The following is a 22,434-nucleotide window of genomic DNA, read 5'->3' as shown; positions in this document are numbered from 1 at the left end:
ATGCCAACCAGCGAGAAGGCCAGGGCCATGCTCGGACTGGCGCCGGTGGACAGGGCCACCACGTCGATCCCCGCCAGGTAGAGGGCCATGCGCGGACGGACCCACCGGTCGAGCCCGAAGTAGAAGAGCATGTTGAAGGGCACGAAGGCCCAGCTCAGCACCGCCCACTCGGTGACGATGCCCGCCACGCAGACGCACAGCGCGTTGACCCCCATCCGCGCCGCCTCCACCACGGCGCGGCTGGCACTCTTCCTGGACCACTCCAGGAGCACGACGTTGAAGAGGGTGAGCCCCAGGCCCATCCCCACCTGGAAGAGGACGACGCGCCACTGGCCCCAGAACGAGACGATGATCGCGAGGTTGATGGCGGCCGCCCCCAGCCCCGCGAAGCCCTGGATGTTGCTCTGCACCTGCTCCGGATCCGCCGCACGAACCGCCTCTTCTGCTCGGGCATCCATCGAGAACCTCCGGAGTGCTCAGGTCTTCGAGGTGGAAGGGCCTTGTCCGCCCAGGAGGGCCCGGACGTCAGCGACGAGGCGGGCGTCGTCCCAGGGCTTGCTGCTGAAGTGGGAGATGATGCCGGCGCCAGGGCCGGTGTGGATGGACACGTCCGCATGGCCCGAGATGAGCACCCGCACCGTCTTGGGCGCGATGCGCAGCACCTGGCCGAGCAGCTCCAGGCCATCCATCCCCGGCATCTTCAAGTCGGAGATGACCACGTCCGCCTCGAAGGTCGCGAGCTTCTGGATGGCCTCGGCGCCATTGAGCGCGACCTCGATGGAGAAGCCCTCCCGCCGGAACAACCGGCGGAGGGCTCCCACCACATGGACTTCGTCGTCGACGATGAGAATCCGGGTCATGGGGCGTTGTTTCTCGTCGCAATCACCCCACGGCGCGCAGCACGGGCCGACTGGGTTGGAAGGTGGCCACGGGTTCGACCTTTCCCGCCACGGGCAGAGGCATGGCCGCCTCGAAGTGGAACTCCTCGCCGCACCGGGTCCGCGTCGCCTCGGACACCAGCATCGCCACGCCGACCTTCTTGGTGAGTCCCTCGATGCGGCTGGCCAGGTTCACGGCATCTCCAATCACGGTGTACTCGCGGCGCTGCTCGGGCCCGACGTCCCCCACGACGACACTGCCCGTGTGCACGCCAATCCCAATGTGCAGCGGCTCCTCCCCCCGGGCACGGCGCTCGGCGTTGAGGGCCTCCAGGGCCTCTAGCATGGCCAGCCCACATGCCACGGCGGCATTCGGGTGTCCGGCCAGCTCCAGGGGGGCGCCGAAGTAGGCGAGGATGCCGTCGCCGATGAACTTGTCGAGCGTGCCCCCGTGGCGGAACACCACCTCCACCATGCGCGCGAGGTACTCGTTGAGCAGCCGCACCACCTGGGGACTCTCCATGCGCTCGGACATGGAGGTGAAGCCCCGGATGTCGGCGAAGAGCAGCGTCACCTCGCGGTGCTCGCCCTGTCCGCCGTCGGCGCTGGCGCCCACCTGGAGGATGCGGCGGGCCACCTCGGGGGAGAAGTAGCGGCCCAGGCGCATGCGGTGCGTCTGCTCCTGGGACACATCGTGGACCAGCCGGTACATCTGCGAGCGGGTATACGACGCCGCCACGGCCGCGATGGAGAGCACCAGGGCCACGCCTGGGAGGTTGTCCCCAATGCTCCGGCCGCTGCGCTGCACCAGCACCGTCTCCAGGCAGATGCCGAGCACGGTGGCCAGCCCCATGCTCACGCGCGAGCCGCCCAGCAGCGCCGTCATCATCACCAGGATGATGTAGATGCCCACGGAGATGCCGGCCATGACCTGGCCGTTGGCGGAGACGGCCACCGCCGGGGCCTGGATGGCGAACACGGCGGGCATGTCGAGCAGCAGCACGGCGATGTCCGGCCGGTGGCGAAGCAGCGGGAGGAACCGTCCGCCCGCCCACAAGGCCGCCGCGAGCAGCACGTACGCCGCCAGGAGCGCCAGGGGCATGCTCCAGTCGAAGAAGTACGCACACCCGAGCCAGCCGAGCGCGCCCAGGGCGCGGAAGCGGTACACCCAGCGCCCCATCCGGACGCGCTGCGCGTCCAGACGCTGGAGGATGATGTCGTCGAGAGCGGACTCGGAAATCACGGAGCTGGGAGGTTAGTCCAGCGCCCGTGCGTTCTCCAGGGAGGGGGGGCGGTAGGCTATTCGCCTCTTCCTGCCCTTCTGGGCCTACGCGCTCTGGCCGCGCCGTGCGGTGCGGCCGGTGGAGGGATAAACCCATGCGCCTCTTCGTCGCCGTCACCCTGGGAGAAGCCATCGAGTCCCAGGCCCTCACCGCCCTCCCGAAACTCAAGGCCCTGGCCCCCCGTGCGCGCTGGGTGCCCCCGACGAACCTGCACCTCACGTTGAGCTTCCTCGGAGAGGTGGAGGCCGAGCGGGTGCCGGCCTTGTCGGAGGCCCTCACACGCGTGGGGGGCGCGCATGCCCCGTTGGTGCTGAGCATCGAGGGCGGCGGCGGCTTCGGCTCGCCGGGCCACCCCCGGGTGCTGTGGGCCGGTGTAGGCGGGGAGACGAAGGCACTGGGGGCACTGCAGGGGGACGTGGCGAAGGCGCTCGAGCCGCTGGGCTTCCAGCCCGAGCGCCGCGAGTACACCGCGCACCTCACGCTGGCGCGGGCGAAGGTGCCACGGGGGGACCGCGAGCTGGCCGAGTGCGTGCGCGCGCTCCAGGAAGCCAGGTGGGGCGAGGCGCGGGTGGACCGGCTCGTCCTCTTCGAGAGCCTGGGCGGCAAGTACCACCGGCGCGCCGAGGCCCCGTTGAGCAGAGCCGCTCCGGGTGGCGGGTAGCTGGCACTGGCCGTGCACAGGAAGACGGTCGGCGCGGGGTCGCGCCAGAAAAGGACCGGGTTTCCATGCGTTGGCTGATGCTCTCGCTGCTCTCTGTGTCGCTCCTGGCCCACACCGCGGCTGCCGCGCCACGGTCCCTCGAAGGCGAGCTGAAGACGGGGGACATCGTCTTCCACACCTCGCGCTCGCGGCAGTCGGTGGCCATCCGGGCGGCGACGAGCAGCCCCCTGTCGCACGTGGGGCTGGTGGAGGTGACGCCCCAGGGAGTGTTCGTGGTGGAGGCCGTCCAGCCGGTGCAGCGCGTGCCCTTCGCGAAGTGGAAGGCGCGCGGGGCCAGGGGGCGCATCCTCGTGCTGCGCGCCGGGGAGCTGCCGGAGGAGCAGCGGGCGCGGGCCGTGGCGGAGGCGAAGCGGCACCTGGGCAAGCCCTACGACTGGCGCTTTGGCTGGGGAGACGAGGCGATGTACTGCTCGGAGCTGGCGCGCAAGGCCTACACGAAGGCCGCGGGCGTGGACTACGGGAAGCTGGAGCGCCTGGGCTCGCTGGACGTGAAGCGGCTGGGGCCCGCCCTCCGGGAGCGCTACGGCGGCAAGGTGCCGCTGGACCTGGAACTCATCACCCCGGCGAGCCTCGCCGCGGACGAGCGCCTCACGGTGGTGCACTCGGACTTCCCGGGCGTCCGCTAGGGGCCCCGCGGCGGCGGCCCGCGCCCAACTCCGGGTTTCCCGGCGTCCGGGTAGAATGCGCGGGCCATGCCCCCTCGCCTCGTGTTCCTCGTTGCCCTCCTGACCCTCGTCGGCTGTCGAAGCAACCATGAGGGGGCGGTGAAGCTCACCGTCTCCTACACGGGCTTCAAACCCGGCTGCATCCGGGTGGCGGTGAAGGACGCGGCGGGCGCGGGCGAGACGCGCACGACGGAGCTGGCCGGCAAGGGCGAGGCCACGGGAGGCACGGTGACGGTGGCCGCCTTCCGCGAGGCGGGCTGGAGCGCCACCCTCGCGCTGACCGCCGAGGCCTTCGAGACGGAGTGCGGCCAGGGGACGCGGGTGAGTACCGCCTCGGGGACGGTGACGGTGGACAAGGGCGCGGTGGCCGAGACGGAGCTGGCGCTGGCGGCCACCGACGGGGACCGCGACGGGTACGTGTCCCGGGCCCAGGGCGGCACCGACTGCGACGACACCCGCGCCGAGGCCTACCCCGGTGCCAGCGAGCTGTGCAACGGGCAGGACGAGAACTGCAACGCCGTGAAGGACGAGGGCTTCGAGCTGGGTGCCCTCTGTGACGCGAGCAACGGCTGCAAGGGCGCCTGGGTATGCGGGGCCCAGGGGGCGCGGGCCTGTGAGGTGCGGCCGGACCAGTGGCGTCTCGACGCGGACGGGGATGGCAAGGGCTCGAAGCTGGCGCCGAGCAAGTCGAGCTGCACGCAGCCGGCCGGCTATGTGCCCAACGACCTCGACTGTGACGACACCAACCCACGGCGCTACACGGGCGCTCCCGAGCTGTGCAACGCGCAGGACGACGACTGCGACAACACCGTGGACAACGGGCTGGACGTGGGAGTCACCTGCACGGGCGAGAACGGGTGCGGGGGCAAGCGCGCGTGCGTCTCGGACGGCGGCGTGGTGTGCAACCACCCCCCGCGCACCGTCCTGTACCCGGACAACGACCAGGATCTGCGTGGCAAGACGGACGCGGGAGTTGCGAGCTGCGAGCCCACCCTCCCCGGCCACGTCGCCGATGCGGGCGACTGCGACGACACCCGGCCCAACGTGTACGCGGGCGCGCCGGAGCTCTGCGACGAGCAGGACAACGACTGCGATGGGACCCGGGACGAGAGCTTCACCCTGGACGCGGGCTGCGATCCGGGCCTGGGCTGCTCGGGCGTGACGGCGTGCGCGGCGGACGGCGGCACTCAGTGCGCCTACGTCACCCCGCCCTCGAATTACTACCCGGACGACGACCTGGACCAGCACGGGAAGACGGACGCGGGTGTGCTCACCTGCATGGCGCCCCCCGGCTCCATCCTCGCGGCGGGCGACTGCAACGACGGCAACCCGTTCACGCACGCGGATGCCCAGGAACTGTGCGACCTGGAGGACAACGACTGCGACGGCACGAAGGACGGGGTCGGCGTGTGCCCCACCGACGGTGGGACCTGGGCGAGCCAGACGACGGGCACGGACAACTGGCGCTCCGTCTCCCTCTGGGGCGATGGGGGCGTGTGGGTCGCCGGTGGCACCAACGGCCTGCGCCTGCGCCTGCCAGGACAGACGACGTTCCAGGACCTCGACGGCCAATGCACGGGGCAGTGGTACGGCTCCTGGGTGGATCCACGAACCGGGACTGTCGTGCTCGGGGGCACCAACACCGTCATCGCGAGCCGCACCCCTGAAGCAGCGAGCTGCACCCCCGGAACGGCCGCCACGGATACGGACGTGCGAGGCACCTTCGGGCTGCCGCTGACGGATGGCGGGACCGAGGTGCATGTCGTCGGTCTGTCCCGGAGCGACGTCGACGATGGTCGCCTGCTCTGGTGGAATGGCACCCAGGGCTACTCGGATCCTTCCCCAGCCGTGGCCCCGATCTGGGATGTGCATGGCTCCTCGCGGGACATGCTCCTCGCGGTGGGTGGCTACGACACCAATGACAGCAGCGGCTCAGGCGCGCGCATCTACCGCTTCAAGTCGGCCCAGAACGATTGGCAGACCGAGTCCGTCCAGAGCCTCTCGGGCGTGGTGGACGACCGCCTCCGGGGCGTCTGGGTCGTGAGCCCGACGCTGGCCTATGCCGTCGGCGAGAGCAGCGCCTTCCTCCTATGGAACGGCACGGAGTGGAGTCCGCGCGCGGGCCCCGCGTCGGAGAACCTGCTGTCCGTGGTCGCCTTCGGGAAGAACTCCGTCTACGTCACCACGGGAAGCGGGAAGGTCTACCGGTACGACGGGAGCACCTGGAGCGTGATGCCCGGCCTGAGCACCGGCAACGCCCTCAACGACATCGCCGGCACCAGCCCGGGAGACCTCTGGGTGGTGGGCGACAACGGCAAGATCCTCCACTGGCCGCGCTGAGCGCGGCCTCTCAGGAGGCGGGGCGGCGCACGGCCACGACGAAGCGGCGGCGGAACAGGAAGGGCGTGCCGTGGGGCGAGGCCGGGTAGTCCTGGCGCAACAGGGGCCGCAGGGTGTCGAGGAAGGCCTGGCGCTCCTCGACCCCGAGCGCCGCGAGCACCGGCCGCAGCGTCGTGCCGAGCAGCCACTGGAGCACCGCGTCCTCGCCTGACAGCACGTGGAGGTACGCCGTCTCCCACGCGTCCACGGACAGGCCGAGCGCCGAGAGGTGGGCCTCGTAGAAGGCGAGGGACTCGGCGTGCCCACGGCGCACGGAGGCGAGCGCGGGAGCGAAGCGGGCGAGCGCACGCACCTCATCGATGCGCCGGTGCGAGGGCTCCTCGAAGTTGGCGGGCACCTGGAAGGCGAGCACGCCCCCCGGGGAGAGCTGCCCCGCCAGCCGCGAGAGCAGCGCCGCATGGTCGGGCAGCCAGTGCAGGGCGGCGTTGGAGACGAGCACGTCGAGCGGCGCGGAGGGCGTCCAGCGCGCGAGGTCGGCGAGCTCGAAGCGGACGCGCTCGGGGACGGGGCGCCGGAGGGCCTCGGCGATCATCGACTCGGACGAGTCGACGCCTGAGACGCGGGCAGCGGGCCAGCGCTCGGCGAGGGAGAGGGTGAGGTCGCCCGTGCCGCAGCCGAGGTCGGCCACGAGGCCGGGAGCGGAGACGGGCACCCGCGCGAGCAGCTCGAAGAAGGGACGCTTGCGCGCGTCGCGGAAGTGCTCGTACTGCGAGGGGTCCCACATGGCGTGCCTCCGCGGGGTGGCGTCGCGCGAGGCACCCGCCGCTCCGACGGCGAGGAGCGGCCGCGGCGAGCCGCCTGGCGGATGAGGGCCCCGCGCCAGACGACCGGGGTACGCGAGCACCGAGGCCCTGCGTCCCCCGGCAAGACGAACTACCTGCGCGGCTGGGTGCCGGCGTCGGGCGAGCCGGTCATGCCGCCGTCGGCGGGCGAGCCGGTCATGCCACCATCGGTGGGGGTAGCGGGCATGCCGCCATCGACCGAGGTGCCGCCGTCAGCGCCAGCCGCGGTGGCGCGCATGATGGCGGGGGGCGGGTTGACCAGCTCGAGCGAGGTGAGGAACTGCTCGGCCAGGGGAGCGCCGATGCTCGGGTTGTAGAGGACGAGCAGGGTGTAGAGGCGCGGCCCGACGAGGAAGTTGCGGGCGCGGACCTCGCCAGCGTCGGAGGAGACGGTGAAGGCCTTGCCGGGGTAGCCCTGGAGGGTGATGTCCTCCTCGGCCTTGATGGTGCCCTTGAGCTGGTTGACGAGGCCGTTCTTGCCCTCGTTGAGGAAGGCGGCGGCGGGGTTGGCGGCGACGACCTTCTCCGGGTAGTCGGCGGTGCTGATGGAGTAGAGGACGCCGTTGGGGTCGTTGGTGGTCCAGGCGGCGGTCTGCACCTTGCCACCGGGGATGGCGACCTCGCCCCGCTGGGGCTGGGGCTCACCGGGGATGCTCACGTTGAAGCCCTCGGGAGCGGACAGCCTCTTGAGCTCGACCTGGGGCTTGGCCTCGGGAGTCTCGTTGGGGAGCTCCTCGACCGTGGAGGAGCCCTCCTTGGTGGCGCCCTCCTTGGTGGCGCAAGCAGCGCCCATCAGCGCGATGGTCACGAGAGCGGCGAACAGTCGGGACAGCGATGACATATGTGCGAGTCCTGAAGGTTGAGGGTGAAAAAGGTATGGCGGCGGACCCTAGACGAGTCCGCCGCCGGTCGCTACGTCCTAGTGCCTGGAGTGCCGGCTTTCGAGAGGAACCGTCCGACACTCCTCACGGGCACGAGGTGATGGGAGTCGCCGGGTTGCCGGTGTTGCGGGCGTCGTGCTGGAACTTGGGCCACGGAGCATTCGGGTCGAGACCCCGGCTGTCGACGACGAAGGCGTACAGCTTGCCGCCTGCGGGCACGTAGAGCACACCGTGGTTGCCCTCCACAAATGCACCCGTGGCATCACGCGGGCAATCGATTGTGGGCGAAGCATCTACTGTTCCCAGCGCAGGAGACAGAGTCCAACGAGGCGAGGGGCCATCTGCATCCCAAGCCCTGACAATGCCCGTAGTTGTAATAGTGTAGACCGTCCCATTGCGCCCTGTGATTGGCGTGGCTCGGATGGCAGCGCCACTCGCTGAAGTCTGAACCGCGAGTGTGCTCAGGTTGAGTCGATTGAATTCAGCGCTTGCAGTCGGCTCGGCACCGAAGAAAACATTTTCGCCACTCCCCACGGCAAAGCTGAAAACTCGCGAGGACCAAGGGGTGCTAGCGGGAAAGAGCCGTGTGACACTAGTCGCCCCTACCTGCGGGACCTTGAACAGCCCGCCAGCAAAGAAGTCTGTACTAGCAGCTGCCCCCACGACATCTGTTCCCACCAGCGCCAAGCTGCGAGGTGCATGGGCAACATCCACCGGCCAATTACTGCGCGGGCTACCGACTCCGAAGGTGTAACTGGTCACCTTGAAGGTCATAGTCCCAGGACCAGAGAAGAAGATGTTGTCGTTCTGCATTACTACCGGTGATCCTGATGTGATTTGCGGAATTTGCTCCCCAGTGGAAGGGCTCTCCGTCTGTGGACATGGAGAACCAGATCCGGGCCTGATGCCAGCAATGACGGCGGCACTACTCCCATTGTAGACGCTGACCGCCGTCTCTAGTTGAGCAGCGGTCGTACTCCCCAAGGCCAGCACCCCGGCAAATGAACCAGGGCCAAAGGGACATCTCTGCCGTGTACCGCCATCATCGCCCTGAAGGGCGTACAGATCGCCGCTACTGGTACCGTTCGCGCCCACATAAACCAGCTCAGTGGCGCCATTGGGAGCACCCACAACCAGTCCGCCTGTCACTGCCCCTACCGAGGACTCCCACTTGCGTGCGCCTTCGGCTTCAATGGCAAATACCTTACCTGTCGATGCAGCTGCGGTTCCGACATAAACAACCCCCTGCGCACCAATGGCAGGAGCTGACTTGATGCTAAAGATGCCTCCAGAACTGGCATCGAACACCCACTTCCAGCGCGTCACGTTCACGCTGGTAGCGGATGTACTACCCACATTGCCAGCTCTGTCACGCCCTTGAACAATAATGGGCAGTGCGGCACGGAAATCATCAAGGGCCGGCTCCCAAAGCTTCAATTGAGCTACACCACAGAAACCTGCGTCACAGGCTCCGGTCAAGGACGTCACCCCAACCGTGGGCGCAATTCCCCCATCCGTGCCTCTCAGCGCGACTGTCAGGCTGGTCGGGTCCAGATTCGGCTCGTTCGTCCGAATTTCCACCGGTACGACCTGATCACGCCGCCATGCGTTGGCGAGACTCGGGTCACCGTAGGTCGCGCCTCCATCAGTCGCCACACCAGCATCCGCAGGAGACACCGTCACCACGAAGGTGGGAGGCGTCTTGTCCACGGTCAGTTGCACTGTGGTGCTCGGTCCACCGGCTTCCGGGTAGGCCGCCGTCAGCAGGAACACGCCCTCTCCGGGCGGCGTCCACTGCGTGGTGTAAACCCCGGCGTCCCTCGCAACCGGAGTCAGTGCCTCGACCGTCCCACCGTCGTTCCGCACCACACTGAAGCTCAAGGACTCCGGGAAGCTCGGATTGAAGCTCGCACCGAGAACCAACTCCGCCGTCACTGGAACCACGCCCCCATCCAGCACACTGCCGTTCCCCGGCGTCACCGCCAGGGCCGTGTACCGCGGTGCGCAGACCCGCGACGCCGTACATGCCTGGTAAGACGCACAGCGCGGCTCGCATAGCGTCGGGTCGACCTCCGGCTCGTCTCCCGCATCGCTTGGGGCGAAGCACAGCCCTCGCGCCACGTCGCAAAGGCCCGTGCCCTCACCACAGTCCGCGTCCACCTTGCACGTGCTCGTGCTGGCCGGTCCGCTACATCCCACGAGCGCTCCCAGCAGCAGCACCGTTCCGAGGACCTTGCGAAGCATGACGATCACCTCTCCAAACCCTTTGACGGCCCGACCCCGGTGGATACCATGCTGCTCCTACTCGCGGAAGGTTGCGTTCCCGCAGCCTCCCTGACTCCGGGCATGCATCCGCGATCGCCCTGTCCCTTCTCGAGGGTCCACCGTGAAACTTCATCCCTCCTCGCGGCCCTCCCTCCTCGCCTTCGCCCTCCTGCTCTCCCCCGCCGCCTGGGCCCAGTCCGACCTCGTCGCCCTGCACCCGTGCAACATCGTCGGCGTGAAGGCCAAGCAACAGGTCGAGGACCTCCAGGCCACCTGCGCCACGGAGATCGCCCGCGGCGACGTGCAGCTCGTCTCCTCCGACCTGGTCCGCGCCTTCCTCGACAAGGAGGCCAAGAGTCCGAAAGAGCCCCAGGGCTCGTGCGCGCGCGCCAAGAAGCCCTCGGAGTGCCTCGGCAAGCTCGCCGCCGCCACCCAGGCCAGCCGCGCCGTCCTCATCACCGTTGACCCCGGACCCCTCACGCGCGTCTCTGGCCTCGTGGTCAATGCCCAGGGCGAGGTCGTCGATCAGAAGAGCATCCAGCTCCGCATCCGGCCGGGTCAGTCCCAGGGAGACGTCACCCGCACCGCCATCACCCGGCTCCGCGAGCAGCTCACCCTCGTCCCCTTGAAGATCGCCCCCCTCGTCGAGCAGCCGGCTCCTCCGCCGCTCGTGGCGACCCCCGAGCCCTCCACGGGCACGGCTCAAACCACGCCGCCTCCCCCCACCCAGGCTCCCCCGGAGGCCATCGCCGTGCGTCAGTCGCCCCTGCGCACCGGGCGCACCTGGAAGACCCCCGCCGCCTACGCAGGTGCGGGCGTGGGCGTCGTGGGGCTCGGTCTCGGGGTCGTCTTCGCCATCACCGGCAACAACGCGATGGTCGAGTCCAACAAGTTCTACACGGGCACCAACCTCCCGACCTTCAACCAGTTGGGTGAGGTCGTGAGCCTCCGCGAGAAGGCCAGCCGTGATCGCACCATCGCGGGCGTGAGCGCCGGTGTCGGTGCCGCCCTCGTTGGCGCGGGCGTCTACCTGTGGCTCACCGACCGTCCGGCCTCCCCCGCTCCAGGCACCGCCGCCCTCTCCGCGGGCCCGGGTGGCGTGAGCGTCCACGTCCTCCTGCCCTGAGACCGGGGGCTTTCCGCTCCAAGGGTGCGCGCGTCACCGTCCGCGAGCATGTGGACCAAGCGGAGGATGAACGTCGGCGGCGAGGTGGAGAGCAAAGCCGCCTCAGTGCGCAATCGAGGCGACTCATTCCGTGGGCCCTGAGTCTCAGGGCCAGCGCCGGACGGGAGTCACCGGCAACTCTCGGCCCAGCACTGCGGCCCCGGGCTTGGAGCCCTCTGACTTGCCCACGCGTCCGTCCTCCTCGCCGCCCAGCACGATGCACACGGGGTATTTCCGTCCATCCGGCAGCACGGCCAGGGTGTAGCGGCCCAGGACGGCCTCATCCTTGTAGTTTGGGCCCTCATCGTAGATGCCGGGGCCCGTCCAGAGCCGGCCGTGGAGCAGCGTCCCCACGGGCACTTCGCCAGCGCCCTGCGAGATGCGCCCAATGATGGGGCCATCCTGGTAGACGCCCGGGTCATACATGAAGCCGGGCTGGTTGATGTCCACGACGGCCCGAAGATCGCTGCCCGTCACAATCCCCAACTCATCCATGGCCTTGGTCGCCTCCTTGGGGCAGTCCTCGGGCTCCGGGGGCCTCATCTGGGCAGCGGGGCAGCCGAGGCCGGCGACGGCGCACAACCAAGCTGCGAGGAAACGCGACGGGATGGCGGGAGAAGGGGTGGACACGGGCGGGCTTCCTTTCGCGGAACGGCCAGACCCAGGCAGCAGCGCCTCGGGTGGGTCCGCGAGTGTGGACCGCGCCAGCCACAAGGCAAGGCCGAGCACCGTCAAGCATGCGAACAGGATGAAGAGCCGTCTCGCGTGGCGTAGGCGGCCCGCGGGGAGGGCAGGAGCCTCCCGCGGCCCTTCAGCCTGGGTTTCTTCCTCCTCGGAAGGGGGTGTCTCTTCCGGGGCCTCGCTCGTCATGTCTGGCAACCGGGCCGGCGGGGTCGCCTCCTCCTGGGACGGTGGCTCCGCCGGGTCTCCCTCTGCCGCGAAGAGCGGCATCTTCCAGGCGCTGGACGTGCGCTCCTTGCCCGCGTTCCACAGGGCCTGCAACAACGCCTCGGCGTCGGGGTAACGATCCTCGGGGCGCTTCTCCAGCAGTTTCAGCGCGATGTCGCTGAGGGACCTTGGCGCCCTCGGGTTGAGGAGGTGGGGCGCCCTGGGCGCTACGGAGGCGATGGCCGCCAACAGCGTCTCGTCCGGCAACTCGGGATTGAAGGGATGGAGGTCGGTGAGTCCCTGGTAGAGCAGCACGCCCAGGGCGTACAGGTCCGCGGCCACACCACCCCGGAAGGGCACGCCCTCCTTCCACGCCTCACTGCGCGTATAGGCGAGGACCTCCGGAGGCAGCAGGTGAATGACGCCCGGTGGCAGGCCCAACGTCCGGGTGAAGGCCCCCGGCAAGCGCACGTTGCCGAAGTCGATGAGGAAGGGCCTGCCGTCCTCCCGGCGGATGAGGATGTTCTCCGCCTTCAAGTCCCGGTGGTACACGCCGCGTGAGTGCAACACCCCCACCGTGCGGACCACCTCGGAGAAGGCATCCAGCAGCCCGACGGCATGAGGGGGTGTCCTCCAGCGCCACCCGTGCCAGGTGTCCCCTTCCACGAAGTCCGTCACGAAGAAGAGGTAGCCCTTCCCGGGGTGGGGCCAGCAATCCACCGCGTACACGCGCAGCAGGTTGGGCAGGGACGAGTACGTCAGCAGGGCCGCCACCTCGCGCATCATCCGCCAGGAGGTCTCCTCCTCCTCTTCCTCCTCGGCGGAGATGGGCCGCAACGCCATCTTCATCGTGAAGAAGAGGCCCTCGCGCTCCACCTTGAAGACGCGGCTGGAGCCGCCAGCTCCCAGCCGCTCCACGACACGCCAGGGGCCCACCATGTGGCCGGGCTGGAGATGGTCCGGATGAAAGACTTCCGTCGTCATGGGCCGGCCCTCCTACAACTTCACCTTGGGAATGAGCAGGCGCCGGCCACCCGTCTTGTCCCGCAGTTCCAGATGCAAGGCGGTACCTGCCTTCCAGTTGGGCGCCTCCGTCTCCACTGTTACGAGCCCCTCTTCCCCGGGCCCGAGCCGCGCCTTGTTCATGTCCACGGAGAGCACCTTGACGAAGGTGCCATCCGCACGGGTGAGGCGCGCGCCCCCTGGCTCCCAGGGCTGCTGCCCCGGAAGGTTCTGCACGCGGAGAACGGCAAGCGCCCAGGAGCTGGCTCGATATCCCGTGCCCTTCACCACGTTCAGCCCATTCTGAGTGCCAACAGGCCCTTCGATGCGCCTGGCCTCCACCCCTCGCGCGTCGAGCCGCCCCGAAAACGCGAGCCCAGCGGGCCCGCTCACGGCTTTGAGTGCCGCGAGCTCCGCCTCCTTCTCCTTCAGCGCCGCCTCCAGGGCCTCCTGCGTGCGTGAGCGGCGCACCACCACCTCCTTGTCCACCACCGAGGGATGGGAGACGAGGAAGAAGGTCGCGTACGCCGGGGTGTCGCCGTCCTTGTAGCGCACCCGAACGCGCAGCTTCTCCTCGGCGCCCAGCTCCACGGCGAGTTGGAGGGTGAGGGTGCTCTCCCCCGGGTCCACCAGCCGGAAGCGCGTCGCCCGCCCCTCGACTTCCACCGAGCCCCTCTCAATGGGTGCGTCGAAGACGAAGAGCGTGAGGACGTCGGCGGCGAGCCGCACCTCCGGCACGGGCTCCTCAGGACTGTTGGGAACGAAGATCTGCCGCTGCCGCGGCTCTCGAACCAGGGGCGGGGGCTGGGCCGCCGCCGTCGTCCCCGTCAGCAAGAGGACGAGCAGGAGCCACGGAAGAAGTCGTGCCAGGGTGGAATACCTCCAGAGTCCACCCTAGCAGATGACCCGCCCAGTCACGTCAACCCCGCTACTCGCCGAGGTAGGCCTTGCGAATCTCCGGGCTCTCCAGCAGCGCCTTGCCCGGGCCCGCCATCACCACCTCGCCCGTCTCCAGCACGTAGCCGTAGTGGGCGAAGTTCAGCGCCAGGTGCGCGTTCTGCTCCACCAGCAGGATGCTCACGCCCGCGGCGTTCACGTCGCGCAGGTTGCGGAAGATGGTCTCCGTCACCTGCGGCGCCAGCCCCAGCGAGGGCTCGTCCAGCAGCAGCAGCTTGGGCCGGCTCAGCAGCGCTCGGGCAATGGCCAGCATCTGCTGCTCGCCGCCCGACAGCGTCCCGGCGAGTTGCTTGCGCCGCTCCTTCAGCTTCGGGAAGAGCACGTAGCTCTTCTCCATGTCCTGCGTGATGGCGTCCGTGTCCCGGCGCAGGTAGGCCCCCAGCTCCAGGTTCTCCAGCACCGTCAGGTTGGGGAAGATGCCTCGCCCCTCGGGCGCGTGCGCCATGCCCCTGGGCACCAGGGTGTGCGCCTTCGTCCCCGTGGTGTCCTCGCCCGAGAAGGTGATGCGCCCGCCCACCGGCTTGAGCATCCCGCTCACCGCGCGCAGCGTGCTCGTCTTCCCCGCCCCGTTGGCGCCGATGAGCGCCACCACCTCGCCCTTGCCCACCTTCAGCGTCACGCCCTTGAGCGCCTGGATGGCCCCGTAGGACACCTTCACGCCGTCCACCGCCAGCAGCGGCGGGAACTCCTGGCGCTCCCCCAGCAGCTTCAGCTGTGCCTCGCTCACGCCGCCCCTCCGTGCGACTCCAGGTAGCTGTCTCCCAGGTACGCCTCGATGACCTTGCGGTCGTTGCGCACCTCGGCCGGCGCGCCCCGGGCGATCATCTCACCGTGGTCCAGCACGGTGATCTTCTCGCAGATGCCCATCACGAGCTTCATGTCGTGCTCGATGACCAGGATGCCCAGGTTGAACTCGTCCCGGAGCTTGCGGATGAGCACCATCAGGTCCGCCTTCTCCCGGGTGTTCATCCCCGCCGCCGGCTCGTCCAGCAGCAGCACCTTGGGGCGCGTGCCCAGCGCGCGGGCGATCTCCAGCCGCCGCTGCTCGCCGTACGGCAGGTTGCGGGCCTCCTCGTCGCGCCGGTTCTCCAGCCCCATCACCTCGAGCAGGTGCTCGGCCTGCTCCGTGAGCTCGCGCTCCTCGGCCTGGAAGCCCGGCGTCAGCAGCAGCGCCCGCCACCAGTCGCGGTAGTTGCGCAGCGCCCCGCGGAACTTCACCCCCAGCCCGATGCCCTCGGGGTTGAGTGCCCCCTGCGCCCGGCAGGCCACCTTCACGTTGTCCAGCGCCGTCAGCGCCCGGAAGAGGCGGATGTTCTGGAAGGTGCGCGCCAGCCCCAGGTGGTTGATTTGATGCGGCAGCCGCCCGTTCACCCGCAGCCCGGCCACGCGCACCTCGCCCTGGCTGGGCTGGTACACGCCCGTCAGCACGTTGAACGCGGTCGTCTTGCCCGCGCCGTTGGGGCCGATGAGGCCCTGCAGGTCTCCCTTGTGGATGGCGAGGTTGAAGTCCGAGAGCGCCTTGAGGCCCCCGAACTGGATGCCCACCCCCACCGCTTCGAGCAACGGCCCGCTCATCACATCCCCTTCCGCCGGCGAGGAATCCACCGCGGCACGATCTCCCAGAGCTCCCTCGTGCCGAACAGCCCCTGCGGCCGCGAGAGCATCAGGGCCACCAGCAGCAGGCCGTACACCGGCATGCGGATCTGATCCACCTTCTGCGCCAGGCTGCCCTCCGTGCCGAGGGCGGTGAAGGCCGAGCGCAGCCCCTCGGGCAGCAGCGTGAGGAACACCGCCGCCACGATGGCGCCCGTGGTGGAGCCCAGCCCGCCCAGCACCACCATCACGACGATCTCCATCGAGCGCACGAAGGTGAAGGAGCCCGGGTTGATGATGGGGACGAAGTGGGCGAACAGCCCGCCCGCCACGCCCGCGAAGAAGGAGGAGATGACGAAGGCGCGCACCTTGTAGCCGGTGGTGTTGACGCCCATGGCCTCGGCGGCCACCTCGTCCTCGCGGATGGCCCACAGGCTGCGGCCGTGGCTGGAGCCGGCGATGCGGCGCGCCACCAGCACCACCACGAACACCCAGAAGCCCACCATGGCCACCGAGGACGTCTGCGGAATGCCCGACAGGCCCAGCGACCGGCCCAGGGCCTCGGTGTTCTGCACCACGACGCGGATGATCTCCCCGAAGCCCAGCGTCACGATGGCCAGGTAGTCCCCGCGCAGGCGCAGGGAGGGCAGGCCCACCAGGAAACCGCTGAGCGCGGCGGCCAGGCCCCCCACCAGCAGCGCCGTCACCAGGAACACCTGGTCGCTCACCGCCACCGGCAGGAAGGAGATGGCCACGTCCTTGAGCGCCAGCGACGTCACGCCGGCGATGTAGGCCCCCACCGCCATGAAGCCCGCATGGCCGATGGAGAACTGGCCCGTCATCCCATTCACGATGTTGAGGCTCACCGCGAGGATGATGTTCACCGCCATGATGGACAGCAGGTAGGTGGCGAACGGGGAGGCGCTCAGCATCCACTCGAGCACGAGCAGCACTGGCAGCGCCACCAGCACGGGGAGGATGCCCTTGAGGGAGGCGGGAACCCCCGAGGAGTTCCCAGGGGAAGCGGCAGCGGCGGTTTGCATGTGCGGCGTCAGACCTTCTCCGCCGCGACCCGGCCGAACAGACCGCCGGGCCGGACGAGCAGCACGAGGATGAGGAAGCCGAAGGCCACCGCGTCACGCCAGGTGCTCGCGGCGTAGCCCACCACGAACTCCTCCACCAGCCCCAGCAGCAGCGCACCCACCACGGCCCCCGGCACGTTGCCGATGCCGCCGATGACCGCCGCCACGAAGGCCTTCAGGCCCACCATCAGCCCCATCAGCGGGCTCACCGAGGTGTCCTTGATGGCGTACAGCAGGCCCGCGCCCGCGGCCAGCGCGCTGCCGATCATGAACGTCAGCGAGATGATCCGGTCCGTGGGAATGCCCATCAGCGCCGCCACGCGGTGGTCGAAGGAGACGGCCCGCATCGCCCGGCCAAAGCGCGTGCGGTACACGAGGTACTGCAGGGCCACCATCATCGCCACCGCCACCAGCAGGGAGATGATCTGCCAGTTCCACAGCACCACGTCCGGGAACTCGGGGTCGCCCAGGGTGAACCACGCGGCGGGCTTGATGATTTGAGGGAAGGCCCTGGGCGCCGCGCCCGGCAGGAAGCCGATGTCGAGCTGGAAGCCGTACGAGAGCGCGAACGAGATGCCGATGGCGGTGATGAGCGCGGTGAGCCGGGGCTTCTCGCGCAGCGGGCGGTAGGCGAAGCGCTCGATGAGGAAGCCCATGAGCGCGCAGCCCCCCATGGCCACCAGGAAGATGAGCAGCACGCCCCACGTGGAGCTCTGCGCCTGACGGCCGAGCGCGAAGGCCGTCGCGTAGCCCATGTACACGCCGACCATCATCACGTCGCCGTGGGCGAAGTTGATGAGCTTGAGCACGCCGTACACCATCGTGTAGCCGAGCGCGACGAGCGCGTAGATGGTGCCGGCGGCAATGCCGTTGATGAGGTGCTGGAGGAGCTGGGACATTACGGGTTGATGGTGGTGACGAACTCGGTCTTGCCGTCGCCGACCTTGAGGATGACCGCCGACTTCACGGCGTTGCGGTTCTTGTCCAGCGACACGTTGCCGGCCACGCCCGGGAAGTCCTTCGTCTGGGCGATGGCGTCCCGGATGGCGGGGCCGCTCAAATCCTTGGCCTTCTCGATGGCCGCGATGGCCACCTTGGCCGAGTCGTAGCCGAGCGCCGCCAGGGCATCCGGCACGCCGCCGTAGGCCGCCTTGTAGTCCGCGATGAACTTCTGCGTCTTCGGATCCGGGTTGTCCGGCGAGTAGTGGTTCGAGAAGTAGCTGCCCTCGAGCGCGTTACCGGCCAGCTCGAAGAGCTTCTCCGAGTCCCAGCCATCCCCACCCATCAGCGGCACCGTCAGGCCCAGCTCGCGCGCCTGGCGGGCGATGACGCCCACGTCGCTGTAGTAGCCCGGCACGTAGATGGCCTGCGGCTTCGTCTTCTTGATGGCGGTGAGCTGCGCGCGGAAGTCCGTGTCGCCCTGCGAGTAGCTCTCCGTCGTCGCCACCTTGCCGCCCAGCTCCGCGAACGTCTTCTGGAACACCTCGGTGAGGCCGATGGAGTAGGCGCTCTTGTTGTCCTGGAGGATGGCCACCTGGTCCGCCTTCAGGTTCTCGCGGGCGAAGCGTGCCATCACCGCGCCCTGGAAGGGGTCGATGAAGCAGACGCGGAAGATGTAGTCGCCCTTCTGCGTCACCGCGGGGTTGGTGGACGAGGGGGTGATCATCGGCACCCCGGCCGCCTGGGCCTTCTCGGCCATGGCCAGGGAGTTGGACGAGGCCACCTCGCCGAGGATGAGCACCACCTTGTCCTGCGTAATCAGACGGGTGACGGCCTGGGCGGCCTCCTCGGGCTTGCCCTGGTCGTCATAGACGCGCACGGCCACCTTCTTGCCCTTCACCCCACCGGCGGCATTGACCTCCTTGATGGCCAGCTCGATGCCGTTGCGGGTGGACACGCCGAAGGTGGCCTGGGCGCCGGTGAGGCTTCCCACCTCGCCGAGCAGGATGGTGTCCGCACCACCGGGTGCTCCCCCGGTCGTGGCGGGCTGGGCAGCCTGGCCGCCCTGCGTCCCCTCACCGGAGGGAGCGGGCTGCGTCTTCTTCTCGCAGGCCGCCGCGAGCAGGGCGAACGCGGCGAGCAGCATTGGGGCGAAACGGCGCATGCGGGGCATCCTCCGGGGTGGGGCCACGTCAAAAGCCCCGGTTTTCTATGGGGACCCGCCAGAGGGGTCAAGCTCGCAACGCCTCGCCCACCCGGTCTCCCTCGCCTTTTTCCACCCCCAGTCCGTGGCGGAGCCCTCTCCACCCCCTCGGGGAAGGCCGCCGAGCCACCAGGCCACCCCATGCCCGCCACCCGGAGGGTGCCCTCCCTCCCCTCGGCTCCCACCTTTGAAGGGAGAACACCATCCCCTGGAGGCGGACATGTATCAGCGCAACGACATCAAGGAAGGCATGACGGTCCGCAGCGTGGACGGCCACAAGCTCGGCAAGGTGTACGCCGTCGGCGAGACGGAATTCCACATCGAGAAGGGCCTCTTCTTCCCCAAGGACTACGCCGTGCGGTTCTCGGAGATCAGCGAGCTGCGCCACGGGGAGATCATCCTGGCCCACGGCCAGGACAGCCTGCGGGTCTCCTCGGATGAGGTGCCCTATGGCTTCGGCACCGTCGCCACCCGCGAGGGCATCGGCCCCAGCCCCGTCACCCGCGCGGTGGCCAGCGCGGAGTTCATGGCGGGTGAGCGCACGGGACGGCCCTTCGGCGGGCGCGCCGAGGACCTGCGCACGCAGGACCTGGGCCACCAGGGCATCGGCCCGTACAACACGGAAGGCGCCCGGGCCAGCCCCATCCTCACCCAGGAGGACCGGGGCCGGCCCACGATGAGCGCCTCCGACGACACCACGGTGGTGACGCCCATGGGCTCCGAGGAGCTGGTGGACAGCCGGCGCACGATGACGGACGAGGAACTCGACAACGAGCGCCGCGGCATGACGGAGACCCGGAGCGACGAGGACCTGGGGAGCCCGCGCAGGATCGGCATCGACCCGGAAGAGTTCAGCAAGCGCGGCTTCTAGCCCTTCGAGCCCCCCGGCTTGGCGGCGGGGCGCAGCCGCGTCGACTCGGAGGGGACACTGCCCCGGCTGCCGGAGAGGTGCACGCGCTCCAGGCGCTCGAAGCCGCGCAGCCGCTCGGGGAATTGCGCCGTGAGGAGTCGTCCCACCTCGACCTCACGTGCCGGGGGGCAGGCCTCCACCAGCGCCTCCGCCATCTGGAGCGCGCTGGCGAAGCGGCCCTCCGGCTTCTTCGCGAGCGCCACCTCCAGCACCTCCCACAGCGGCAGCGGGATGGTGCTCGGCCGGGCCAACCGGTCGTCGCAGATGGCGTGCATGGACTCCAGCTCGTCCCCGCGGTCGAACGCGCGCACGCCCGTGAGCGCCTCGAAGAGGATGAGGCCCACGGCGAAGAGGTCACTGCGCGCGTCCAGGCGGTGGCCCCGCGCCTGCTCCGGCGACATGTAGAGGGGCTTGCCCTTCACGATGCCCGGCAGTGTCACCGTGCGCTGGGCCCGCGCCTTCGCCACGCCGAAGTCCAGCACCTTCACCCGGCCATCGAAGCCCACCATCAGGTTGTGCGGCGACAAATCCCGGTGCACGAGGTGGAGCGGCACCCCGTCCTCGCCCCGCGCCTGGTGGGCCGCGTGCAGTCCGTGGAGCGCCTGCGCCACGACGCCCACCGAGATGGCCGGCGTGGGCCGCGCCGTCTTCAGCAACCGGTCGAAGTCCACCCCCCGCACCAGCTCCATCACCAGGAAGTAGGCCCCCTGCGCCTCGCCGAAGTCGTGGAAGGTGACGAGGTTGGGGTGCGACAGCCGCAGGCCGATGCGCGCCTCGTCCAGGAACTGCTTCACGATGTCCGGCTCCGAGGACAGGTGCGGCAGAATCCGCTTGAGCGCCACCAGCCGCCCGAGTCCCTCCGGGCCTCGCGTGCGCGCCACCAGCACCTGCGCCATGCCGCCCGTGCCCAGCGGCGTCACCAGCTCGTAGCGGCCGATGCGGCCCCGCGTCTCCAGCTCGTCCGTGGACAGCTCGTCCAGGCGCTCCAGCACGTTGCGCGTCTCGCTGAGCGCGAGGAAGGCCACCACCGCGTTGTCGAGCTGGTCTCCAATGGCGTCCACCAGCTTCATCACCAGCTGGCCGCCGTCGTCGAAGCGCCCCTCCACCACCAGCCCCAGGGTGCCCAGCTCCAGCCTGCCGAGCGCCAGCCGGCTGCAGAAGAGCATCCGCCCATCCGCCAGGCGCTGAGGGCCCGTCCAGCGCGCGGCCTCGAAGACGTCCACGCCGAGCTGGCCCAGCACCCGGGTGAGCACGGGGCCCTGCGTCCCCCGCAGGGAGACGAAGCCCGCGGAGGCATGCACCAGCCGCGCGCACTGGGTGAGGAAGACATCCACCGCCGCGTCGAGGCTCAACCCCCGTTCCAGGCAGTCCTCGAGGATGTCATCCGCCATGCGCACCACGGCGGTCAGGCCGCGCAGAAAGGCGACCTCAGCTTCGAGCGAAGGGAATTCCACGGTGCGCATTGAACACCGGGAAGGCGGGCCCCGGGAAGGGGGCCCGCTCGAGCCCGCTCAGGAGCCGGACTTCGACTGGTCCGCGTAGAGGGCGTCCGCGATGCGGTAGGCGCTCGTCTCCGCCTTCTGGTACGCCTCCTTGATGGCGGCGGCGTCCGAGCCCTTCAGCAGCTCCTTGAGGCTGTCCAGGTCCGCCTTGATCTCCTCGCGGTCCGGCTCCTTCAGGATGTTGCCGTACTCCTCCAGGCTCTTCTCGGTGGTGTAGATGAGCGAGTCGGCGTTGTTGCGCAGCTCGGCCAGCTCCTTCTTCAGCTTGTCGTGGGCCTGGTTGGCCTGGGCGTCGGAGATCATCGCCTGGATCTCCGCCTCGGAGAGGCCCGAGTTGCCCACCACGCGCACCTGCTGGACCTTGCCGGTGCCCAGGTCCTTGGCGCTCACGTGGACGATGCCGTTGGCGTCGATGTCGAAGGACACCTCGATTTGCGGCACGCCGCGGGGCGCCGGGGGGATGCCCACCAGCTCGAAGCGCGCCAGCGTCTTGTTGTCCGACGCCATCTCGCGCTCGCCCTGGAGCACGTGCACGGACACGAGCGGCTGGTTGTCCACCGCCGTGGAGAACACCTGGCTCTTCTTGCAGGGGATGGTGGTGTTCTTGTCGATGATCTTCGTGAAGACGCCGCCGGCCGTCTCCACGCCCAGCGACAGCGGCGTCACGTCCAGCAGGAGGACGTCCTTCACCTCGCCCTTGAGCACACCGCCCTGGATGGCCGCGCCCACGGCGACGACCTCGTCCGGGTTGATGCCCTTGTGGGGCTCCTTGCCGAAGAACTCCTTCACCTTCTGCTGCACCGCCGGCATGCGCGTCATGCCGCCCACCAGGAGCACCTGGTGGATCTGCTGCGAGGTGACGCCCGCGTCCTTGAGCGCGATGCGGCACGGCTCGATGGAGCGGTCCACCAGGTCGGCCACCAGCGACTCGAAGGTGCCGCGCTCGACCGTCTCGGTGAGGTGCTTGGGGCCGGTGGCGTCCGCGGTGATGAAGGGGAGGTTCACCTCCGTCTCCGTCGCGCTGGACAGCTCGTGCTTGGCGCGCTCGGCGGCCTCCTTCAGGCGCTGCAGCGCCATGCGGTCCTTGCGCAGGTCCAACCCGTTGTTCTGCTCGGCGAAGCGTTTGGCCAGGAAGTCGATGAGGCGCTGGTCGAAGTCCTCACCCCCCAGGAAGGTGTCGCCGTTGGTGCTCTTGACCTCGAAGACGCCCGAGTTGAGCTCCAGGATGGAGATATCGAACGTGCCACCGCCCAGGTCATAGACGGCGATGCGCTCGGCGCCGACTTCCCGCACCTTGTCCAGGCCGTAGGCGAGCGC

At 69.3% G+C, this 22,434-nt stretch carries 19 protein-coding genes and 1 pseudogene; 5 read left to right on the top strand and 15 right to left on the bottom strand.

Features of this window, described 5'->3' with window-relative positions; all coding sequences use genetic code 11:
- The 3 genes and pseudogenes from VF697_RS41860 to VF697_RS41850 all read right to left on the bottom strand — a co-directional run.
- Window positions 1–458: pseudogene (locus VF697_RS41860) on the bottom strand (hypothetical protein); the annotation flags it as partial.
- A gap of 18 nt (window positions 459–476) precedes the next feature.
- The gene (locus VF697_RS41855; RefSeq protein WP_331104139.1) at window positions 477–860 is read right to left on the bottom strand and encodes a response regulator; all 384 of its coding nucleotides are present in this window, start codon (window positions 858–860) and stop codon (window positions 477–479) included.
- 22 nt (window positions 861–882) lie between these two features.
- Window positions 883–2,121 carry an adenylate/guanylate cyclase domain-containing protein gene (locus VF697_RS41850; RefSeq protein ID WP_331104138.1) on the bottom strand — a complete coding sequence of 413 codons (1,239 nt, stop codon included), beginning with the start codon at window positions 2,119–2,121 and terminating at the stop codon, window positions 883–885.
- A 134-nt stretch (window positions 2,122–2,255) separates the two neighbouring features.
- On the opposite strand from VF697_RS41850, the gene thpR reads away from it, so the two are divergent.
- The 3 genes from thpR (at window position 2,256) to VF697_RS41835 (ending at window position 5,887) form a co-directional block, all read left to right on the top strand.
- Complete coding sequence (gene thpR / locus VF697_RS41845) at window positions 2,256–2,822, top strand: RNA 2',3'-cyclic phosphodiesterase (RefSeq protein WP_331104137.1); 567 nt, start codon at window positions 2,256–2,258, stop codon at window positions 2,820–2,822.
- Between the two features lie 65 nt (window positions 2,823–2,887).
- Entirely contained in the window at window positions 2,888–3,508 is a 621-nt protein-coding gene (locus VF697_RS41840) for a YiiX/YebB-like N1pC/P60 family cysteine hydrolase (RefSeq protein WP_331104136.1), read from the top strand.
- Between the two features lie 66 nt (window positions 3,509–3,574).
- Complete coding sequence (locus VF697_RS41835; RefSeq protein ID WP_331104135.1) at window positions 3,575–5,887, top strand: putative metal-binding motif-containing protein; 2,313 nt, start codon at window positions 3,575–3,577, stop codon at window positions 5,885–5,887.
- 10 nt (window positions 5,888–5,897) lie between these two features.
- Here the strand turns inward: VF697_RS41835 and VF697_RS41830 are convergent, their stop codons facing one another.
- The 3 genes from VF697_RS41830 to VF697_RS41820 form a co-directional block, all read right to left on the bottom strand.
- Window positions 5,898–6,671 carry a methyltransferase domain-containing protein gene (locus VF697_RS41830; protein WP_331104134.1) on the bottom strand — a complete coding sequence of 258 codons (774 nt, stop codon included), beginning with the start codon at window positions 6,669–6,671 and terminating at the stop codon, window positions 5,898–5,900.
- 149 nt (window positions 6,672–6,820) lie between these two features.
- Window positions 6,821–7,570 carry a hypothetical protein gene (locus VF697_RS41825; protein WP_331104133.1) on the bottom strand — a complete coding sequence of 250 codons (750 nt, stop codon included), beginning with the start codon at window positions 7,568–7,570 and terminating at the stop codon, window positions 6,821–6,823.
- Window positions 7,571–7,694: 124 nt separating this feature from the next.
- Entirely contained in the window at window positions 7,695–9,383 is a 1,689-nt protein-coding gene (locus VF697_RS41820) for a hypothetical protein (protein ID WP_331104132.1), read from the bottom strand.
- 613 nt (window positions 9,384–9,996) lie between these two features.
- Between VF697_RS41820 and VF697_RS41815 the strand changes: the two genes are divergently transcribed.
- Window positions 9,997–11,001 (top strand): hypothetical protein, encoded by a 1,005-nt coding sequence (locus VF697_RS41815; protein WP_331104131.1) that lies wholly within the window; start codon window positions 9,997–9,999, stop codon window positions 10,999–11,001.
- 144 nt (window positions 11,002–11,145) lie between these two features.
- Here VF697_RS41815 and VF697_RS41810 read toward each other — a convergent pair whose 3' ends face one another.
- From VF697_RS41810 to VF697_RS41780, 7 genes are all read right to left on the bottom strand, one after another.
- Window positions 11,146–12,912, bottom strand: coding sequence for a serine/threonine-protein kinase (locus tag VF697_RS41810; RefSeq protein ID WP_331104130.1), 1,767 nt, complete (start codon window positions 12,910–12,912; stop codon window positions 11,146–11,148).
- A 12-nt stretch (window positions 12,913–12,924) separates the two neighbouring features.
- Window positions 12,925–13,776, bottom strand: a complete 852-nt coding sequence (locus VF697_RS41805) for a DUF2381 family protein (RefSeq protein WP_331104141.1) — start codon at window positions 13,774–13,776, stop codon at window positions 12,925–12,927.
- A gap of 82 nt (window positions 13,777–13,858) precedes the next feature.
- The gene (locus VF697_RS41800; protein WP_349257544.1) at window positions 13,859–14,614 is read right to left on the bottom strand and encodes an ABC transporter ATP-binding protein; all 756 of its coding nucleotides are present in this window, start codon (window positions 14,612–14,614) and stop codon (window positions 13,859–13,861) included.
- Window positions 14,611–15,462, bottom strand: coding sequence for an ABC transporter ATP-binding protein (locus tag VF697_RS41795; RefSeq protein WP_331104128.1), 852 nt, complete (start codon window positions 15,460–15,462; stop codon window positions 14,611–14,613). The genes VF697_RS41800 and VF697_RS41795 overlap by 4 nt, the downstream gene beginning before the upstream one ends.
- Window positions 15,462–16,523, bottom strand: a complete 1,062-nt coding sequence (locus tag VF697_RS41790) for a branched-chain amino acid ABC transporter permease (RefSeq protein ID WP_331104126.1) — start codon at window positions 16,521–16,523, stop codon at window positions 15,462–15,464. Before VF697_RS41790 ends, VF697_RS41795 begins: the two co-directional genes overlap by 1 nt.
- 8 nt (window positions 16,524–16,531) lie before the next feature.
- Entirely contained in the window at window positions 16,532–17,461 is a 930-nt protein-coding gene (locus VF697_RS41785) for a branched-chain amino acid ABC transporter permease (protein WP_331104124.1), read from the bottom strand.
- Window positions 17,461–18,666: an ABC transporter substrate-binding protein gene (locus VF697_RS41780; protein WP_331104122.1), complete on the bottom strand. Its 1,206-nt coding sequence runs from the start codon at window positions 18,664–18,666 to the stop codon at window positions 17,461–17,463. Before VF697_RS41780 ends, VF697_RS41785 begins: the two co-directional genes overlap by 1 nt.
- Window positions 18,667–18,925: 259 nt before the next feature.
- Between VF697_RS41780 and VF697_RS41775 the strand changes: the two genes are divergently transcribed.
- Complete coding sequence (locus VF697_RS41775) at window positions 18,926–19,576, top strand: hypothetical protein (protein ID WP_331104121.1); 651 nt, start codon at window positions 18,926–18,928, stop codon at window positions 19,574–19,576.
- Here VF697_RS41775 and VF697_RS41770 read toward each other — a convergent pair.
- A complete protein-coding gene (locus VF697_RS41770; protein WP_331104119.1) occupies window positions 19,573–21,078 on the bottom strand; it encodes a serine/threonine-protein kinase in 1,506 nt (501 codons plus the stop codon). The genes VF697_RS41775 and VF697_RS41770 overlap by 4 nt on opposite strands.
- A 48-nt stretch (window positions 21,079–21,126) precedes the next feature.
- The coding region (dnaK, locus tag VF697_RS41765; RefSeq protein ID WP_331104118.1) for a molecular chaperone DnaK at window positions 21,127–22,434 on the bottom strand (1,308 nt) is incomplete at its 5' end.

Source organism: Archangium sp., from assembly GCF_036388035.1.
Taxonomy (GTDB): domain Bacteria; phylum Myxococcota; class Myxococcia; order Myxococcales; family Myxococcaceae; genus Archangium.
Note: the sequence above shows the minus strand (reverse complement) of the source record. Positions and strands in the feature narration are given on the sequence as shown.

What these genes read in the sequence shown, in the direction of transcription:
- VF697_RS41855 (WP_331104139.1), bottom strand. Translation starts at nt 860, where the DNA reads ATGACCCGGATTCTCATCGTCGACGACGAAGTCCATGTGGTGGGAGCC.
- thpR (WP_331104137.1), top strand. Translation starts at nt 2,256, where the DNA reads ATGCGCCTCTTCGTCGCCGTCACCCTGGGAGAAGCCATCGAGTCCCAG.
- VF697_RS41840 (WP_331104136.1), top strand. Translation starts at nt 2,888, where the DNA reads ATGCGTTGGCTGATGCTCTCGCTGCTCTCTGTGTCGCTCCTGGCCCAC.
- VF697_RS41835 (WP_331104135.1), top strand. Translation starts at nt 3,575, where the DNA reads ATGCCCCCTCGCCTCGTGTTCCTCGTTGCCCTCCTGACCCTCGTCGGC.
- VF697_RS41830 (WP_331104134.1), bottom strand. Translation starts at nt 6,671, where the DNA reads ATGTGGGACCCCTCGCAGTACGAGCACTTCCGCGACGCGCGCAAGCGT.
- VF697_RS41825 (WP_331104133.1), bottom strand. Translation starts at nt 7,570, where the DNA reads ATGTCATCGCTGTCCCGACTGTTCGCCGCTCTCGTGACCATCGCGCTG.
- VF697_RS41810 (WP_331104130.1), bottom strand. Translation starts at nt 12,912, where the DNA reads ATGACGACGGAAGTCTTTCATCCGGACCATCTCCAGCCCGGCCACATG.
- VF697_RS41795 (WP_331104128.1), bottom strand. Translation starts at nt 15,462, where the DNA reads ATGAGCGGGCCGTTGCTCGAAGCGGTGGGGGTGGGCATCCAGTTCGGG.
- VF697_RS41790 (WP_331104126.1), bottom strand. Translation starts at nt 16,523, where the DNA reads ATGCAAACCGCCGCTGCCGCTTCCCCTGGGAACTCCTCGGGGGTTCCC.
- VF697_RS41785 (WP_331104124.1), bottom strand. Translation starts at nt 17,461, where the DNA reads ATGTCCCAGCTCCTCCAGCACCTCATCAACGGCATTGCCGCCGGCACC.
- VF697_RS41780 (WP_331104122.1), bottom strand. Translation starts at nt 18,666, where the DNA reads ATGCGCCGTTTCGCCCCAATGCTGCTCGCCGCGTTCGCCCTGCTCGCG.
- VF697_RS41775 (WP_331104121.1), top strand. Translation starts at nt 18,926, where the DNA reads ATGTATCAGCGCAACGACATCAAGGAAGGCATGACGGTCCGCAGCGTG.
- VF697_RS41770 (WP_331104119.1), bottom strand. Translation starts at nt 21,078, where the DNA reads ATGCGCACCGTGGAATTCCCTTCGCTCGAAGCTGAGGTCGCCTTTCTG.